The following is a 15,393-nucleotide window of genomic DNA, read 5'->3' on the forward strand; positions in this document are numbered from 1 at the left end:
CACGGCGGCCCGGCGCGTCCTCAGGCAGCGGGCGTCTCCGTCGGGCAGGGCTCCGTGCTTCCGGTGGGATCGGCCGACGGGTCGGGGGCCGTTCCGGTGGTGTCCGTCGGATCGGGTGACGGGCAGCCGGTCTCCCCCGGGTCGGGCGTCGTGCCGGGATCGGGGGTGGTGCCCGGGTCGGGCGTGGTGCCGGGGTCGGTGGGATCGGGGGTTCCGGGGTCGGTGGGGTCCGGGGTGCCCGGGTCCGTGGGGTCGGGGGTGCCGGGGCCGGTGGGGTTGCCCGGCTCCGGGGACTCGGTGCCGGGCGAGGGGCCGGTGCCCGGGTCGACGGTGCCGGGGGTGGTCGGGCGCGTGGAGTGGCCGGGCTGCGGGCCGACCTGGATGCCGCCGCCCCCGCCGCTCTGGGCCGGTTCGGTGCCGGGGCCGCCCACCGCGTGCTCGGGCTCGGTGGGGCCGCCGGCCCCCGGACTCTTCGGTACGACGCCCTTGCCGTCCGGCACCGCATGGACACCGCCGCGGTAGAACTCCAGCCAGGACAGCACGGTCCGCAGATAGGTGTCCGAGTGGTTGTAGCTCAGGACCGCCCGGTCGAGGTCGGCGGAGACCGCGAGATCACGGCCGCCCGCGCAGAGGTAGGCCCCCGCGGCGAGCGAGGCGTCGTAGACGTTGCTCGGGTCGCTGATCCCGTCGCCGTTCCCGTCCCTCGCCCAGTGCGCCCAGGTCGAGGGGATGAACTGCATGGGGCCGACCGCCCGGTCGTACGTCTTGTCCCCGTCGTACGCGCCGCCGTCGGTGTCCGGGATGTTGGCGAAGCCCACGCCGTTGAGCACCGGACCCAGGATCGGGGTGAGGGTGGTCCCCCGGACGTCGACCCGGCCGCCCGCCGCGTGCCCGGACTCGACCTTGCCGATGGCGGCCAGCAGCTGCCAGGGCAGCCGGCAGCCGGGGTCGTCGCGCCGCAGCCGGCTCTCCGCGTCCCGGTAGGCGGCGAGCACCGTGGACGGGATGCCCGCCTGGGCCCACGACTGGACGGCGGCCTTGTTCTGCCCGGCCCCCGGTTTCGGCGGCTCGGGGCTCTTCAGGGGCGGGAGTTCGGTGTGGTACGAGTCGTCGTTGGGGACCTCGGACCAGCGGACCTCGTCCGTCCCGGTGTTCTGCCGCCGCGCCGTGTCCTCGTGGGCGGCGGTGCCCGGTGCCTGGGACGCGGTGAGCGCCGCCATCGCGGCGACGGCGGCCGCGGTGCCGCCGAGTCCGCGGCGCATGGTGCCGTTGAACCTCATGCGTGCTCTCCTCTCCCCCGGGTCACCGGGTGAACGTATCGATGGCGGATATCCGCCAGGTGCCTCCCCGGCGAACGGCGTCCACGGCGAACATGGCCGCCGCGTACGTGGTCTCCTCCGACGTGCCCGTACGGGTGTTGCGCTGGTCCGCGAAGACGAGGAGCCGGGCCCGGTCGCCGTCGAGGAGTTCCACGCCGCTCTCGGTGACGGTCGTGGTGAGGACCAGCTTCTGCTTGGGCGCCTGGGCCCGGACGGCGGCGAGCATGTCGGTGTGCTGCCCGACCGCCTTGCCCGTCAGGTACTTCTTCACCGCCGCCTCGGACTTGGCCGGTGAGGCGTAGTCGTACGAGAACACGGCCCCGACGGCCTCGGTGATCTGGCCCTTCACCTCGCTGGTGCGGCTGATGTCGGTGAGCGCGGTGTTCTGCCGGCTCGGATCGTCCCGCAGACTGCCGGACTCGGTGAACGCCCAGGCGGCGAAGGCCCCGAGGAGCACGGTGGCGGCGCAGAGCACGGCGGGCAGCGTGACGCGCAGCCGGGAGAGCCGGGCGGGTCCGGTTCTCTTCTCCCGGATCTCCTTCTCCCCGGCTTCCTTCCCGTCGGGCTCAGCGGGCTTCCCGGGTTCGTCGTCGCCGTCGGCCGCGTCCGGGTCGACCGGTGCGTCGGCAAAGGTTTCGTCGGTGGCGGCCCCGGTCTCGGTGCCGGGGTCGGCGGGGCGGTGCGGGGCGGTGGGTACGGCGGCGCGGTCGGCGGCGACGGTGGCCAGACGGCGCTGCCGGTTGACGAGGTGACGGGTCGTCGACATGTCCGGGGGTCCTCTCGGTGCGGGGTGGCGGGCGGGGGTGCCGGCGGCCGCTAGCCGGCGGTGTTGCCGACGGGTGCCTGGCCGAGGGCGCTGAGCTTCCACCCGTCGGGGGTGCGGGTGAGCTGCCCCAGCATCCGGCTCTCCTTCACCGCGGGCTTGCCCTTGGGGGCGGTCACGGTGACGCGCAGGGCCACCATGACGCCCGCCTTGCCGGCCCGTTCGTCGAGTTCGGTGACCGCGCCGGAGAGCACCTTGGCGGTGCTGACCGTCTTCGCCTCCTGGATCTGCTTCACGAACCCGTCGCGTCCGTCCACCAGTTGCTGGTGCAGGTCGCCGGTGGTGGAGTCCTCCCAGACGTCGAGCCCCTGGTCGACCCGGGCGTGGTCGAGCGTGTTCATGTTCTGCACGGCCTGCTCGCCGGCGGCCAGCGCCTCGTCGCGGGCCCGCGCGTACGCGGCGGAGTCGTCGTGCTCCGCCTGGTACCAGGACACTCCGCCCCACCCCGCGGCGCAGGCCGCCGCCAGCGTCAGCACGATCGCCGTCGCCGTCAGCGGGTTCCTCGTCATCCGTGCCCGTGCCATCACTGCCTCTTCCTGCCGGCCGTTCCGTACTGTGCGTCTGTGCTGACGTGCCCCGGAGGGCGCCCGTCCGTCATCGGGGGTCGATCGCGACGATCGTCCAGTGCCCTTCCCTGAGCTGGGCGGTCACGGAGAGCTGGGCCGCCGCGCGGGAGGCGGGCTTGTCCTTGCGCTCGTAGACCTGGTCGAGGAAGACCAGCAGATGGGCGCTGTCGCGGGTGAGCCGGGTGACACCGGCGCGCACGACATGGGTGGTGAGGGTGAGCTTCTGGTCGGCGGACTGCTTCTCGACCTGTCCGAAGAGCGCCGCGTACTGCTGGAGCGCCTTGCCGGCCAGATAGCGCTGGGCGGACTCCTTGGTGGCGGCGGTCTCGCCGGGGCCGTACGAGAAGACCTTGCCGAGGGCGTTGGTGACCTCGCCGGCGACCTGGGTGGTGGCCGCGCTGTCGGTCAGGGCGAGGTTGTCCGTGGCGGGGGTGTCGCGCAGTTGTCGTCCCGCGACGTAGAAAACGGCACCGGCCGCGAGCAGGACGACCGCCAGCAGCGCGCCGACGGGGCGCGTCCAGCGACGCCGGGGACGGGCCCCGGCGTCGTCGTCACCGGAGGCGTCGGAGGCGTCCGGGACTTCGGAGGCCTCGGAGACGTCTGCGGCATCGGAGGAGTCGGAGGACTCCGGGACCTCGGATGTGTCCGGGCCGTCGGCGCCGGCCTGATCCCGCTCCGTGTCGACGGCTTCCGGGGCGTCGACGGGCTCCTCCGGCGATGCCTTCGCCAGGTCCGTCGTGGTTCCGCTCCTGTGGCTCATGCGCCGCTCCCTATGCCGAGTGCCGTGAGCGCCTTGACCTTCCAGCCGTCGCCGGTCCGGGCCAGGGTGGCCTCGAAGCGTTTGCGTTCGGTGGCGGGCTTCCCGCCGCGCGGGGTGACCTCGATGTCGACGGTGGCGATCATCAGGGCCGTGCCGCTGCGCGCGTCGACCTCGGTGAGCGCCGCGTCGGTGACCTTGCCCCGGGCCGTGGTGCCGGACTTCTTCAGCTCGGCGGCGTCCTTGGCGCGGGTGCGGGCGAGCTGGTCGTGGAACGGCCCGGTGGAGGAGTCCAGCCAGGAGGCGAGTCCGGCGTCGACGCTCGCCGCGTCCTTGCCGTCCAGGCTGTTGAGCCGGGCCAGTCCCGCCCTGCCGTCCGCGAGCGCGGCGTCCCGGCTCTTGGCGTACGCCAGATCGTCGTCGCCCCGGGCGCGGGCGTACGACCAGCCGCCGAGGCCGCAGACCAGGGCCGCGACGAGCAGCACCGCCCAGCCGCCGAGCGCGCGTCCGCCGGCCCTCATGCGCCGCTCCCCGTGCCGAGGCCCAGGAGTCCGGCCATGCCGTCGACCGGGGTGCCGGAGTCCGCCGTCACCCCGAGCGCGCCGGGCAGCCGGTCGCTGTCGCCGGGCAGCGGCAGGGTGCCGGGCCTGGCCGGTGCGGGCAGCGGTCCGCCCTTGGGGGCGTTGGCACTGCCCCGGACGTTGATGCCGGTGCCGGGCGAGGAGGCGCAGCGGGCCTTGGTGTTGACGGCGGGGCCCGGTGAGGTGTCGAGGCCGTTGCGGTAGGTCGTACCGCCGTAGCCGGAGGTGCAGGGCAGCGGTTCGAAGAAGGTGATCGACATGCCGAACCGGGCTCCGTCCTCGTCGACGGCGCTGGCGCCGGCCGCCACGACGGCGGGGAGCTTCACGAGCAGTTCCTCCAGTCCGCGCTGCCGGGTGACGGCGACGTCCGAGGTGGTGAGGAGGTTGGCGACGACCACGCCGAAGGCCGGGTCGAGATCGCGCAGCAGCCCGCTGATCTGGCCGGTGGCGTCGGGGGTGACGGCGATGAGCTTGCGCAGATCGGTGTCGGAGCCCTTGAGCTGCTCGGCGAGTTCCTTGGCCCCGGAGGCGAAGCCCTTGAGGGCCTGGCCCTGTTCGACCTGGGTGCGCAGCACCTTCTCGCCGTCCTCCATGAGCCTGGTGTTGACGGGGAGGGCGTCGTCGGCCGCCTGGACGAAGTCGCTTCCGGTGTCCAGGAGGACCTGGAGGTCGTCGCCCCGGCCGGTGAAGGCGGTGCCGAACTCGTCGACGACGGTGCGCAGGGATTCCAGGTCGACGGAGGAGGCGAGGTCGTTGACGCTGGTGAGGACGTTGGTCACCGGGGCGGGGACGGTGGTCTCGGCCTGTTCGATGACCGACCCGTTCGCGAGGTAGGGGCCCTCGTTGCGGGCCGGCCGCAGGTCGACGTACTGCTCGCCGACGGCGGAGAGGCTGGCGACGACTGCCTTGAGGTCGTCGGGGATGTCCGGTGCCGACTTGTCGATGCGCAGTTCGGCCTCGACTCCGTCGTCGGTGAGTTCGATGGGGCCGACCCGGCCCACGGAGACGCCCCGGTAGGTGACGTTGGAGTGGGTGAACAGGCCTCCGGTGCGCGGGAGTTGCAGCTTGACGGTGTAGTAGTCGCGCATGCCGACGTAGTGGCCGAGGTCGGCGTAGCGGATGCCGAGGAAGCCGAGCACCAGCACGGCGATGATCAGGAAGGCGAGGTTCTTCAGCCGGATGGCGAGGGTGATCATCGGGTGCTCCCGTCCGGGGCCGAGGACGTGGTGGGAGCCGTGGTGGCGGGCAGCGGCAGCGGCAGGCCGGCACCGGCCGCCGTGGTCTTCGCCCCGGCCGGGGTCTCCGGGTCCGGCTCGTAGGCGGGGATGATCTGGGTGCCCGGTACGGCGGTGAGGTCCAGGTACACGTTGAGGTAGTCGCCCTTCACGCCGCGCAGCACCTCGTCCGTGAACGGGTAGGTGAGCAGCACCTGGAGGGAGTCGGGCAGATCCTTGCCGGAGTCGGCCAGGGCCCGCAGGGTGGGGGCGATGGCCTTCAGGTCGGCGATGGTGTCCGCCTTGGACTTGTTGATGGTGGTGACGGCGACGCCGGAGAGGGTGTCGAGCGAGCGGAGCATGGTCATCAGGGAGCCGCGCTGCTTCTCCAGGACCTTCATGCCGGGGCTGAGCTTGGTGAGGACCGTGCCGACGTCCTGTTTGCGGGTGGCGAGCGTGGTGGCGAGGCGGTTGACGCCGTCGAGGGCGGCGGTGATGTCGCCGCGGTGGTCGTCGAGGTTGGTGACCAGCGTGTCGACCTGGTGGAGCATGGACTTGACCTGGGGTTCCCGCCCGGTCAGGGCCTTGTTCAGCTCGGTGGTGATGGTCTTGAGCTGCTGGACGCCGCCGCCGTTGAGGAGCATGGACAGGGCGCCGAACACCTCCTCCACCTCGGGGTTGCGGTTGGTGCGGGCGAGCGGGATGCGGTCGCCGGAGGCCAGGGTGCCGACGGCGGTGCCCTTGGCGGGGGGCGAGAGCTGGACGTACTTCTCGCCGAGGAGGCTGGACTGCTCCAGGTGGGCGTAGGCGTTGGCCGGGAGCTTGATCTTCCCGTTGACCTTCATGGTGACCCGGGCCTGCCAGGTGCCCGGGGCGAGGGAGATCTTGGTGACGCGGCCGACGGCGACGTCGTTGACCTTCACCGAGGACTGCGGGGCGAGGCTGAGCACGTCCGCGAAGTCGGCGGTGATCTCGTACGGATGGTCGCCGAGGTCGGCGCCGCCGGGCAGCGGGATGTCCTCGATGCCGGTGAAGCTGGGCGCGCCGCAGCCGGTGAGGAGCAGGGTGCAGCTCAGGCCGAGGGTGACCAGGGTGATCCCCGGCAGGGCCCGGGGCCGGCGCGGGGTCCGGTTCATCGGGTGGCCCCCTTCGTGTCGTCGCCGCTCTTGCCCGCGGCGTCCTTCGGTGTGCCGTAGACCATTCCGACGGCGGGCAGCGGCAGGACGGGCAGGTCCTCCTGGCGTGCCGCGTCCACGGGTTCGAGCCCCTGGAGGACGGGGAGCCGGCCCATGCTGAGCTCGTTGAGGTCGGTCCTGCCGTTGAGCGTGCGGTTCGCCGGGTCGTAGGCGTTGAGGACGTTGCCCGCGGCGAGCGGCAGGACGTCCATCGACTCGGCGAGCGAGGCGCGCTGGTCGACCAGGGTCTGGGTGATCGGCACGAGGGCGTCCACGTTCTTCTTCAGCTCGCCCCGGTTGTCCTTGATGAAGGTCTTGACCTGGGCGAGCGCGGTGCCGAGTTCCTTGAGGGCGGCGCCCAGGTTCTGCTTGTCGTCGGCGAGGAAGCCGGTGACGGTGTTCAGCTGGTCCTCGGCGGCGCGCACATTGCCGTCGTTGTCCTTGAGCATGGTGGTGAAGGACTGGAGGTAGGCGAGCGTGTCGAAGAGGTTGCCGCTGCTCTTGTCGAGCGTCTTGGTGGCCTTGCCGAACTGCTCGATGGAGTCGCCGATGTCCTTGCCGTTGCCCTTGAGGTTCTTCGCCCCGGTGTCCAGGAGTCCGGCGAAGGCCCCCTGGGCGTTCGCCCCGTCGGGGCCGAGCGCAGTGGAGAGTTCGGTGATGGACTCGTAGAGCTGGTCCACCTCGATGGGGGTGGCGTTGTTCGCGGCGGGCAGTTCGGCCCCGTCGGCGAGGACCGCTCCCCCGGTGTAGACGGGGGTGAGCTGGACGTACCGGTCGGCGACGAGGCTGGGGGCGACGACGACGGCGTGGGCGTCCCGGGGGACCTGGACGCCCTTGTCGAGGCGGAGGACGACCCTGACCTCCTTGCCCCGGGGCTTGACCGACTCGACGGAGCCGACCTTGACGCCGAGGATCCGCAGGTCGGATCCGGCGTAGATGCCCGTGGCCCGGTCGAAGTAGGCCGTGACGGTGGTGGTGCCCTCCTCGTCCAGGGCCATGACCCCGGTGGTGGCCGCGACGGCCACGACGGCGAGGCCGGCGCCGATCCCGATGACGCGGGTGAGTCTCATCTCAGCTCCCGCCTTCCTGCTTGGGAGGCATGCAGCCGGTGGCGGGCGGGGTGTCCGCGGGCAGGTAGTTCTTCGGGACGACGCCGCAGACGTAGTTGTCGAACCAGCGCCCGTTGCCGAGGGTGTTGCCGACCAGCCGGTTGTACGAGCCGGCCAGCGAGAGCACCTTGTCCAGGCTCTTGCGGTTCTTGTTCAGGACGGCGGTGACCCGGCCGAGCGCCTTGAGGGTGGGCTTCAGCTGCTTGTTGTTGTCGGCGACGAGCCCGGTGAGCTGGGTGCCCAGATCGCGGGTGCCGGTGAGCAGCAGATGGATGGAGTCGCGGCGGGCCTGGATCTCCCCGAGGAGGAGGTTGCCGTCCTTGAGCAGGGTCTCGAAGCCGCTCTTCTTGCTGTCGAGGGTCTTGGTGAGCTGCTTGCTGCCCTTGAGCAGGGTGGCGAGCTGGGCGTCGCGTTCGGAGACGGTCTTCGACAGGGCGGACAGTCCCTGGGCGGCGCTCTTCACGTCGGGCGGGGAGTCCTTGAAGGTGGCGGAGATCGTCTCGAAGCTCTTGGCGAGCTGTTCGGTGTCGATCTCCCCGATGGTCTCGCCCAGTCCGTTGAAGGCCTGGGTGACGTCGTACGGGGAGGTGGTGCGGCTCGCCGTGATGCGCTCGTCCGGGTCCTGCGGGGACTCGCCGAGCGGGTCGACGGCGAGGTACTTGTCGCCCAGGAGCGTCTTGATGGCGATGCCGACGGTGCTGGCGTTCCCGATCCAGGCGTCCTTCACCTCGAAGGTGACCTTCACCTTGGCGCCGTCCAGGGACACCCCGGTGACCTTGCCGACCTTCACCCCGGCGATGCGGACCTCGTCGCCCTCGTCGAGTCCGGCGGACTCGGTGAAGTCGGCGGTGTAGGTGGTGCCGCCGCCGATGAAGGGCAGCGAGTCGGCGCGGTAGGCGCCGTAGCCGAGGAGGGCGAGCACGAGCAGTCCGACGACGCCGACGGCGACGGGGTTGCGGTGGCGCAGCGGCTTGATTCTCATGAGGTGCACCTCGCCGGATCGGTGATCTCGATGCCGGTGGGCGGGGTGCTGCCGTCGCTGGTCGTCACACCGCTGACCTTGGCCTCGCAGAGGTAGAGGTTGAGCCAGGAGCCGTACGAGGTGAGGCGGGTGATCGCCGCCATCTTCTGCGGGGTCCTGGTCAGGAAGTTCTCGATCTGGGGCTGGTTGTCGGCCAGGTTCTCGGAGAGCCGGCCGAGCTCCTTGATGTCCTTCTTGAGCGGGGCCCGTCCGTCCTGGAAGAGGTCGGCGGTGACGGTGGTGAGGGCGCCCATCGCGGTGACGGCCTGGCCGAGCGGCTTGCGGTCGCCGGCGAAGCCGGTGACGAGTTCCTGGAGCGTGTCGACGAGGTCGTCGAAGCCCGCCTCGCGGTCGTTGACGGTCTTCAGGACCGTGTTGAGGTTCTTGATCACCTCACCGATCACCTTGTCCTTGGCGGCGACTGTGCCGGTCAGCGAGCCGACGTGCTGAAGAATGCTGTCGACGGTGCCGCCCTCGCCCTGGAGCACCTGGACGATGGAGCCGGCCAGCTGGTTGACGTCGGGCGGGGAGAGCCCTTCGAAGAGCGGCTGGAAGCCGTTGAAGAGCTGGGTGAGGTCCAGGGCCGGGGTGGTGCGGGAGAGCGGGATGGTGGCGCCCGGGGCGAAGCTCTCGCCGACGGGGCCCGTGCCCCGGCCGAGGTCGATGTAGCGCTGGCCGACCATGTTGAGGTACTTGATCGACGCGGTGACCGAGGCGGGCAGACTGCGGCCCTTCTGGACCGTGAAGGACACCTCGGCGACCCGCCGGTCGGCGATCCTGACGGACTTCACCTGGCCGACCTTGACGCCGGCGATGCGGACGCTGTCGCCGACGATGAGACCGGTGGCGTCGGTGAACCGGGCCCGGTACGAACGGGTGTCGCCGACCCCGGTGTTGGCGATGGACAGGCCGAGCACCGTGGTGGCCAGCACCGTGACCACGACGAACACGAGGGATTTCGCGAGCGGTCCCGCGAGGGAGCGGCGCTTCACTTGAGATTCACCTCCACACCGCGGAAGGCCGGTCCGATGAGCACGCTGCTCCACTCGGGCAGGGCCTGCGGCCGGACGTTCAGGGAGGGAGCGACGAGCTCGTTGACGAGCCGGCTCTCCTGCGGGGAGTTGGGCATGCCGAGCGAGGGGTTCGCGGCGGGCACTTCCTCCGGGGCCGCTTCGGTGTCCGCGCCGGAGGTGCGCAGTTCGGCGGAGGTCCGGGCGTCGGCGGTGGGGACGGTGTCACCGACGTAGGGGACGGAGTAGCAGCGCGGTCCGCCGGAGGCGTTGTAGACGGGGGTGTCCCGTCCGGCCACGTACTTCCCCTTGGAGGGCACGGTCTTGAGCGTGACGTGCAGGCCCGGTTCGTTCGTTCCCTTGCCGAGCGCCTTGTCCATGGCCGGGACGAAGCCGACGACGGTGCGCAGGGTGCAGGGGAATTCGGAGGAGTACTTCGCCAGCGTCTCCAGCGTCGGCCTGCCGGAGGCGGCGAGCCGGATGAGGTTGTCCTTGTTCTTCTGGAGGAAGGCGGTGAAGTCCCGGGCGGAGGCGGTGGTGGAGCCGTAGACGTCGGCCAGTTGTGCCTCCTGCTCGGCGAGGGTGCCGCTCGTGGTGGTGAAGTCGGTGAGGGCGTCCAGGACGTCGGGTGCGGCGTCCGCGTAGAGCGTGCTCACCTTCACGAGCTGCTTGATGTCCTCGTTGAGCGTGGGGAGCTGGGGGTTGAACTTCTTGAGGTGGGCGTCGAGGGTGGTGAGCGTGTCGCCGAGCTTGTCGCCGCGGCCCTTCAGCGCCTCGGAGACGGCGTTGAGGGTGGCGGAGAGCTTCTCCGGCTTGACGGCGGTCAGCAGCGGCAGCACGTTGTCGAGGACCTGCTCCAGTTCCAGGGCGTTGCTGGAGCGGTCCTGCGGGATGACGTCCCCGGCCCGCAGCGTCTTCGTGGAGGGGACGGCGGGCGGGACGAGCGCCACGAAGCGTTCGCCGAAGAGCGTGGTGGGCAGCATCTGGGCGGTGACGTCGGCGGGGACGCGGTCGAGCTTGTCGGGCTGGATCGCGAGGGTGAGGCGGGCTCCGTCGCCGTCGGCCTCGATCCGGCGGACCTGGCCGATGACGACGCCGCGCAGTTTCACGTCGGCGTTGTCGTGCATCTCGTTGCCGACGCTGGAGGCGCGGACGGTGACGGTCGCGTCGTCGGTGAACTTCTTGTCGTAGACGGCGACCGAGACCCAGATCAGCACGGCGGGGACGAGGAAGAAGGCGATCCCGGCGGTTCTGCGGCCCGCGGTCCGCGTGGTCCGGTTACTCATCAGCCGGCCACCTTCACGGTCGTCGTGGCGCCCCAGATGGCGAGGGAGAGGAAGAAGTCGGTGACGCTGATCAGCACGATGGCGTTGCGCACCGAGCGGCCCACGGCCACGCCCACCCCGGCGGGCCCGCCGCTGGCGTGGTAGCCGTAGTAGCAGTGCGCGAGGATCACCATCACGGAGAAGATGAGCACCTTGAGCACCGACAGCAGGACGTCCTGCGGGGAGAGGAAGAGATTGAAGTAGTGGTCGTACGTGCCCGCGGACTGGCCGTTGAACAGGACGGTGACGTAGCGGGAGGCGACGTACGAGGAGAGCAGCCCGATCGCGTAGAGCGGGATGATGGCGACGACCCCGGCGATGATGCGGGTGGTGACGAGGTAGGGCATGGAGCGCACGCCCATGGACTCCAGGCCGTCGACCTCCTCGTTGATCCGCATGGCGCCGAGCTGGGCGGTGAAGCCGGCGCCGACGGTCGCGGAGAGCGCGAGACCGGCGACGAGCGGGGCGATCTCGCGGGTGTTGAAGTACGCGGAGATGAAGCCGGTGAAGGCGGCGGTGCCGATCTGGTTGAGGGCGGCGTACCCCTGGAGGCCGACGACGGTGCCGGTGGCCAGCGTCATCGCGATCATGACGCCGATGGTGCCGCCGACGACGCCGAGCCCGCCGCTGCCGAAGGCGACCTCGGCCAGCAGCCGCTGCACCTCCTTGAGGTAGCGGCGCAGGGTGCGCGGGATCCAGAGCAGGGCCCGTACGTAGAAGGTGAGCTGGTCGCCGGAGCGGTCCAGCCAGCCGAGCATCGACATGGGTCAGCTCCCCTTCGCGGGGACGATCTGGAGGTAGATCGCCGTGAGGACCATGTTCACGAAGAACAGCAGCATGAAGGTGATGACGACGGACTGGTTGACCGCGTCCCCGACCCCCTTCGGGCCGCCGCGCGGGTTGAGACCGCGGTAGGCGGCGACGATCCCGGCGATGAAGCCGAAGATCAGCGCCTTGATCTCGCTGACGTAGAGGTCGGGCAGCTGGGCGAGGGCGGAGAAGCTGGAGAGGTACGCGCCCGGCGTGCCGTGCTGCATGATCACGTTGAAGAAGTAGCCGCCGAGGGTGCCGACGACGGAGACGAGTCCGTTGAGCAGGACGGCCACGAGCATGGTGGCCAGGACGCGGGGGACGACGAGGCGCTGGACGGGCGAGACGCCCATGACCTCCATCGCGTCCAGTTCCTCGCGGATCTTGCGCGAGCCGAGGTCGGCGCAGATCGCGGAGCCGGCCGCGCCGGACACCAGCAGCGCCACGATGATCGGGCTGGCCTGCTGGATGACGGCGAGGACGCTGGCGCCGCCGGTGAAGGACTGGGCGCCGAGCTGCTGGGTGAGCGAGCCGACCTGGAGGGCGATGACCGCGCCGAAGGGGATGGAGACGAGGGCGGCGGGCAGGATGGTGACGCTCGCGACGAACCAGAACTGCTCGATGAACTCCCGTACCTGGAACGGCCGTCGGAAGGTGTCGCGGCAGACGGTCCCGGCGAGAGCGAACAGCTGCCCGGTCTGGCGCAGCGGGGCGAGGGCCTTGCTGGGACGCGGGGCCGCGGGGGCGGCCTTCTCCGCCGGCGCGGACGGTTGGTCGGCCGGCTGCCCCGGGGGCAGGAGCGGCATCGGGGCCGTCATGGGCGCCCACCGCCGGCGGCCGGGCTGTAGCTGTTGAGGATGGCGGTACGGGCCGCCTCCGGCAGCTGCCCGAGCATCGCCATGACCCGCTCCCGGCGGCGCAGGGCGCCCTGGCGCACCGGCAGTCCGGCGGAGGGCTCCAGCTGGGGGACGACGGTGCGCGGGGCGTTGGCCGAGCTGATGCCCTGGCCGTAGCCGTTGCGCTCCTCGGCGGCGAGGGTGGCGGCGTCCTTCTCCTCGGACATCCCGATGGGTCCCTCGCAGCGTCCGGCGAGGAACTGCGAGACGACGGGCAGGTCGCTGGTCAGCAGCACCTCGCGCGGCCCGAAGGTCACCAGGTTGCGGCGGAAGAGCATGCCCATGTTGTCCGGGACCGTGGAGGCGATGTCCAGGTTGTGGGTGACGATGAGCATCGTCGCGTCGATCTGCGCGTTGAGGTCGACCAGGAGCTGGGAGATGTACGCGGTGCGGACCGGGTCGAGGCCGGAGTCCGGTTCGTCGCAGAGGATGATCTGCGGGTCCAGCACCAGGGCGCGGGCGAGGCCGGCGCGCTTGCGCATACCGCCGGATATCTCGCCCGGCAGCTTGTTCTCCGCACCGAGCAGACCCACGACGTCGATCCGCTCCATGACGATGCGGCGGATCTCGGACTCCTTCTTGCGGGTGTGCTCCCGGAGCGGGAACGCGATGTTGTCGAAAAGCGACATCGACCCGAAAAGGGCACCGTCCTGGAACATCAGCCCGAAGAGTTTGCGCGCTTCCATGATGTCCCGTTCGGCACCGTTCACCATGTCGACGCCGTTGACGAGAACACGGCCCTGTTCGGGTTTGAGCAGGCCGATGATGGATTTGAGGAAGACGGTCTTTCCCGTGCCCGAGGGCCCGAGCATGACACTGACCTCGCCTGCGGGAAGCGTGAGCGACACGTCCTGCCAGATGTTCTGCTTGCCGAAAGACTTGGTGAGGCCTTCGACCACTACTTCGATTCCCATCCCACCTCCTGCATGCGCTCACGAAGTGACAGAAGTGCACCGAGGGGCGCACGTTAAGTTCACCGACACCGCCAGGACAAGCCCTTGAACAGCCCATTCGCAAAGATCCGGCCCGTTTGTCATCGGATGACAAATTCCGTTCCCGATCTTGTGAAGCACTGCGCACTCCCGTCCGTCGGTGCAGGCCGGAACCCCGCGGCCCAGAGGGGCCTGCGCCGTGGGGTTCCGGAGGAAGAGCTCCGCCGGTGTGAAGATTCCGAGAGGGAGACCCTGCTGGATCCGGGAACCGGACACTGGGGATGCGTCCGGAATCCCTCCCGACGGGTGAGCAACCTCCGGGCGCGCCGGACGCGTTGCTGACGGAGGCGACGCTACGGGTGGGTAACCTGGCCCGCAATACCAGGTCATCAAGTTTTCGCGCGAGAGCGCAAAGCGGTCCGTTCTTTCGCACCGGTTGAGCAGAGCGCCGGGAAAACCTGTCTCCTGATGACAAGTTCCTCTACGGGCCGGCGGACGCCGGAACCGCGCCCCGGCGACTGAGACACGCTCGGGACCGGCTCGAATACACAAACGGCGGATGGCATTCCGTATACGTGGCCGGTGCGACGGCCCTCGGCACCCGCGGGGCGCTGCGCAGGAAGTGACAAGAAGGCCGGATCTCGTACTCATCGGCGGAGGAGATGCCGGTCCCTCCCCCAGATTCTCATACGCCGGGATTGTGTCACGGTGTTTCCCGCCAGTAACCTCACGGCTCGGTGAAAGGGATTTCGCACCGGCCGTGTCCGTCGCGTCCGACGCGCTCCCGGCACCCGCATTCCGCATTTCTGCGTTCCGTGCTCAATTCCGCCGTCCGTCGAGTACTCCGGACTCACCCGGGCACCTCGACGACGGCCGCCTCCCATCCCAAACAAGGGGAAGACATGAGAACTGGCTCGAACCGGGTACGTGTGGGGCTGCTGGCCTCCTTCACCGCGCTCGCCGCCGTCGCGTCGATCGGCTCGGCCACGGCCGCCACGACGCTGAACGGCAACTGGGCTCCGTTCAGCCGCTGCCCGGTCGACGACCCGGCGATGCTGGCGGCGGACGGGGCGGTGGACAGCGCCACCTGTGTCGCCTCGCACTCGGAGAGCGGCTCCATCAAGCTCGGCAACACCGTCGTGCCGGTGGGCGCCAGCGATCTGCAGATCGGCGTGATCACCCACCCGAACGGCGGAACGACCGTCGTCTCCCCCAAGGGCGGCGCACTCGTCGCGGACTCGGCCACCGTCCCCGGCGGGCTGCTCGGGCTGATGTGCCCCAACGACGTACCGGTCGTCAGCAGCATCTGCAAGACCCTCACCGACGTCAGCCTCAACCGGGTGACGGCGACCATCGAATCGGTCAACAACCCGACCGACTTCAAGCTCCTGGCGGGCACGACCACCGGGCAACCGATCGTGACCCTCCCCGTGCGCATCCACCTGGACAACCCGATCCTCGGTGACAACTGCTACATCGGCTCCTCCTCCGACCCGATTCTGCTGCGTCCGCAGAACCTCACCAAGCCGGCCGTGAGCACGACGAAGTTCGCCGGCGACGGCACCACGGACGCCACCGGCCCCCTGGGCCGGATCAACCTCCTGGGCGCCACCCAGACCGACACGACGTACGCGGTCCCCGGCACCAACGGCTGCGGCCTCCTGGGCGCCCTCAACTGGGCCGTCAACCTGAAGACGGGCCTGCCGTCGGCCTCGGGCAACAACAACGTCACGCTGGACAACGCGCAGACCTACGTGGCGACGATCAACAACCCCCGCATCATCGCGCCGAACCAGGGCAAGATGCTGTCGGAGTACTGGCACTCGGCGGCGCAGTAGGGGCCGTCGGCGCAGAG

The 15,393-nt window shown here is 70.4% G+C and carries 15 protein-coding genes; 1 reads left to right on the top strand and 14 read right to left on the bottom strand.

Going from position 1 to position 15,393, the window contains the following annotated elements:
* Nucleotides 1-20: 20 nt before the first annotated feature.
* The 14 genes from ACFVDM_RS14860 to ACFVDM_RS14925 form a co-directional block, all read right to left on the bottom strand.
* The gene (locus tag ACFVDM_RS14860; protein WP_383638386.1) at nt 21-1,280 is read right to left on the bottom strand and encodes a lytic murein transglycosylase; all 1,260 of its coding nucleotides are present in this window, start codon (nt 1,278-1,280) and stop codon (nt 21-23) included.
* 22 nt (nt 1,281-1,302) lie between these two features.
* Nucleotides 1,303-2,085 carry a hypothetical protein gene (locus ACFVDM_RS14865; RefSeq protein ID WP_383638389.1) on the bottom strand — a complete coding sequence of 261 codons (783 nt, stop codon included), beginning with the start codon at nt 2,083-2,085 and terminating at the stop codon, nt 1,303-1,305.
* 50 nt (nt 2,086-2,135) lie between these two features.
* A complete protein-coding gene (locus ACFVDM_RS14870) occupies nt 2,136-2,666 on the bottom strand; it encodes a nuclear transport factor 2 family protein (protein ID WP_383638392.1) in 531 nt (176 codons plus the stop codon).
* Nucleotides 2,667-2,736: 70 nt separating this feature from the next.
* Entirely contained in the window at nt 2,737-3,468 is a 732-nt protein-coding gene (locus ACFVDM_RS14875; protein WP_383638395.1) for a hypothetical protein, read from the bottom strand.
* Nucleotides 3,465-3,986: a hypothetical protein gene (locus tag ACFVDM_RS14880; protein WP_383638398.1), complete on the bottom strand. Its 522-nt coding sequence runs from the start codon at nt 3,984-3,986 to the stop codon at nt 3,465-3,467. Before ACFVDM_RS14880 ends, ACFVDM_RS14875 begins: the two co-directional genes overlap by 4 nt.
* A complete protein-coding gene (locus ACFVDM_RS14885) occupies nt 3,983-5,242 on the bottom strand; it encodes an MCE family protein (protein WP_383638401.1) in 1,260 nt (419 codons plus the stop codon). The genes ACFVDM_RS14880 and ACFVDM_RS14885 overlap by 4 nt, the downstream gene beginning before the upstream one ends.
* The gene (locus tag ACFVDM_RS14890; RefSeq protein ID WP_383638404.1) at nt 5,239-6,396 is read right to left on the bottom strand and encodes an MCE family protein; all 1,158 of its coding nucleotides are present in this window, start codon (nt 6,394-6,396) and stop codon (nt 5,239-5,241) included. Before ACFVDM_RS14890 ends, ACFVDM_RS14885 begins: the two co-directional genes overlap by 4 nt.
* The gene (locus ACFVDM_RS14895) at nt 6,393-7,505 is read right to left on the bottom strand and encodes an MCE family protein (RefSeq protein ID WP_383638407.1); all 1,113 of its coding nucleotides are present in this window, start codon (nt 7,503-7,505) and stop codon (nt 6,393-6,395) included. Before ACFVDM_RS14895 ends, ACFVDM_RS14890 begins: the two co-directional genes overlap by 4 nt.
* A 1-nt stretch (nt 7,506) precedes the next feature.
* Nucleotides 7,507-8,526 (bottom strand): MCE family protein, encoded by a 1,020-nt coding sequence (locus ACFVDM_RS14900; protein ID WP_383638410.1) that lies wholly within the window; start codon nt 8,524-8,526, stop codon nt 7,507-7,509.
* Nucleotides 8,523-9,557, bottom strand: coding sequence for an MCE family protein (locus ACFVDM_RS14905; protein WP_383638413.1), 1,035 nt, complete (start codon nt 9,555-9,557; stop codon nt 8,523-8,525). Before ACFVDM_RS14905 ends, ACFVDM_RS14900 begins: the two co-directional genes overlap by 4 nt.
* Entirely contained in the window at nt 9,554-10,861 is a 1,308-nt protein-coding gene (locus ACFVDM_RS14910; RefSeq protein WP_383638416.1) for an MCE family protein, read from the bottom strand. The genes ACFVDM_RS14905 and ACFVDM_RS14910 overlap by 4 nt, the downstream gene beginning before the upstream one ends.
* Nucleotides 10,861-11,664, bottom strand: coding sequence for an MlaE family ABC transporter permease (locus ACFVDM_RS14915; RefSeq protein ID WP_383638418.1), 804 nt, complete (start codon nt 11,662-11,664; stop codon nt 10,861-10,863). The genes ACFVDM_RS14910 and ACFVDM_RS14915 overlap by 1 nt, the downstream gene beginning before the upstream one ends.
* A 3-nt stretch (nt 11,665-11,667) precedes the next feature.
* Nucleotides 11,668-12,528: an MlaE family ABC transporter permease gene (locus ACFVDM_RS14920; RefSeq protein WP_383638421.1), complete on the bottom strand. Its 861-nt coding sequence runs from the start codon at nt 12,526-12,528 to the stop codon at nt 11,668-11,670.
* Nucleotides 12,525-13,520 carry an ABC transporter ATP-binding protein gene (locus ACFVDM_RS14925; protein ID WP_383638424.1) on the bottom strand — a complete coding sequence of 332 codons (996 nt, stop codon included), beginning with the start codon at nt 13,518-13,520 and terminating at the stop codon, nt 12,525-12,527. The genes ACFVDM_RS14920 and ACFVDM_RS14925 overlap by 4 nt, the downstream gene beginning before the upstream one ends.
* A gap of 920 nt (nt 13,521-14,440) precedes the next feature.
* Between ACFVDM_RS14925 and ACFVDM_RS14930 the strand changes: the two genes are divergently transcribed.
* A complete protein-coding gene (locus ACFVDM_RS14930; protein WP_383638427.1) occupies nt 14,441-15,376 on the top strand; it encodes a hypothetical protein in 936 nt (311 codons plus the stop codon).
* Nucleotides 15,377-15,393: the final 17 nt, after the last annotated feature.

Origin of the sequence: Streptomyces sp. NPDC057682 (assembly GCF_042799575.1) — a bacterium.
GTDB lineage: Bacteria > Actinomycetota > Actinomycetes > Streptomycetales > Streptomycetaceae > Streptomyces.

What these genes read in the sequence shown, in the direction of transcription:
- ACFVDM_RS14860 (WP_383638386.1), bottom strand. Translation starts at nt 1,280, where the DNA reads ATGAGGTTCAACGGCACCATGCGCCGCGGACTCGGCGGCACCGCGGCC.
- ACFVDM_RS14865 (WP_383638389.1), bottom strand. Translation starts at nt 2,085, where the DNA reads ATGTCGACGACCCGTCACCTCGTCAACCGGCAGCGCCGTCTGGCCACC.
- ACFVDM_RS14870 (WP_383638392.1), bottom strand. Translation starts at nt 2,666, where the DNA reads ATGGCACGGGCACGGATGACGAGGAACCCGCTGACGGCGACGGCGATC.
- ACFVDM_RS14875 (WP_383638395.1), bottom strand. Translation starts at nt 3,468, where the DNA reads ATGAGCCACAGGAGCGGAACCACGACGGACCTGGCGAAGGCATCGCCG.
- ACFVDM_RS14880 (WP_383638398.1), bottom strand. Translation starts at nt 3,986, where the DNA reads ATGAGGGCCGGCGGACGCGCGCTCGGCGGCTGGGCGGTGCTGCTCGTC.
- ACFVDM_RS14885 (WP_383638401.1), bottom strand. Translation starts at nt 5,242, where the DNA reads ATGATCACCCTCGCCATCCGGCTGAAGAACCTCGCCTTCCTGATCATC.
- ACFVDM_RS14890 (WP_383638404.1), bottom strand. Translation starts at nt 6,396, where the DNA reads ATGAACCGGACCCCGCGCCGGCCCCGGGCCCTGCCGGGGATCACCCTG.
- ACFVDM_RS14895 (WP_383638407.1), bottom strand. Translation starts at nt 7,505, where the DNA reads ATGAGACTCACCCGCGTCATCGGGATCGGCGCCGGCCTCGCCGTCGTG.
- ACFVDM_RS14900 (WP_383638410.1), bottom strand. Translation starts at nt 8,526, where the DNA reads ATGAGAATCAAGCCGCTGCGCCACCGCAACCCCGTCGCCGTCGGCGTC.
- ACFVDM_RS14910 (WP_383638416.1), bottom strand. Translation starts at nt 10,861, where the DNA reads ATGAGTAACCGGACCACGCGGACCGCGGGCCGCAGAACCGCCGGGATC.
- ACFVDM_RS14915 (WP_383638418.1), bottom strand. Translation starts at nt 11,664, where the DNA reads ATGTCGATGCTCGGCTGGCTGGACCGCTCCGGCGACCAGCTCACCTTC.
- ACFVDM_RS14920 (WP_383638421.1), bottom strand. Translation starts at nt 12,528, where the DNA reads ATGACGGCCCCGATGCCGCTCCTGCCCCCGGGGCAGCCGGCCGACCAA.
- ACFVDM_RS14925 (WP_383638424.1), bottom strand. Translation starts at nt 13,520, where the DNA reads ATGGGAATCGAAGTAGTGGTCGAAGGCCTCACCAAGTCTTTCGGCAAG.
- ACFVDM_RS14930 (WP_383638427.1), top strand. Translation starts at nt 14,441, where the DNA reads ATGAGAACTGGCTCGAACCGGGTACGTGTGGGGCTGCTGGCCTCCTTC.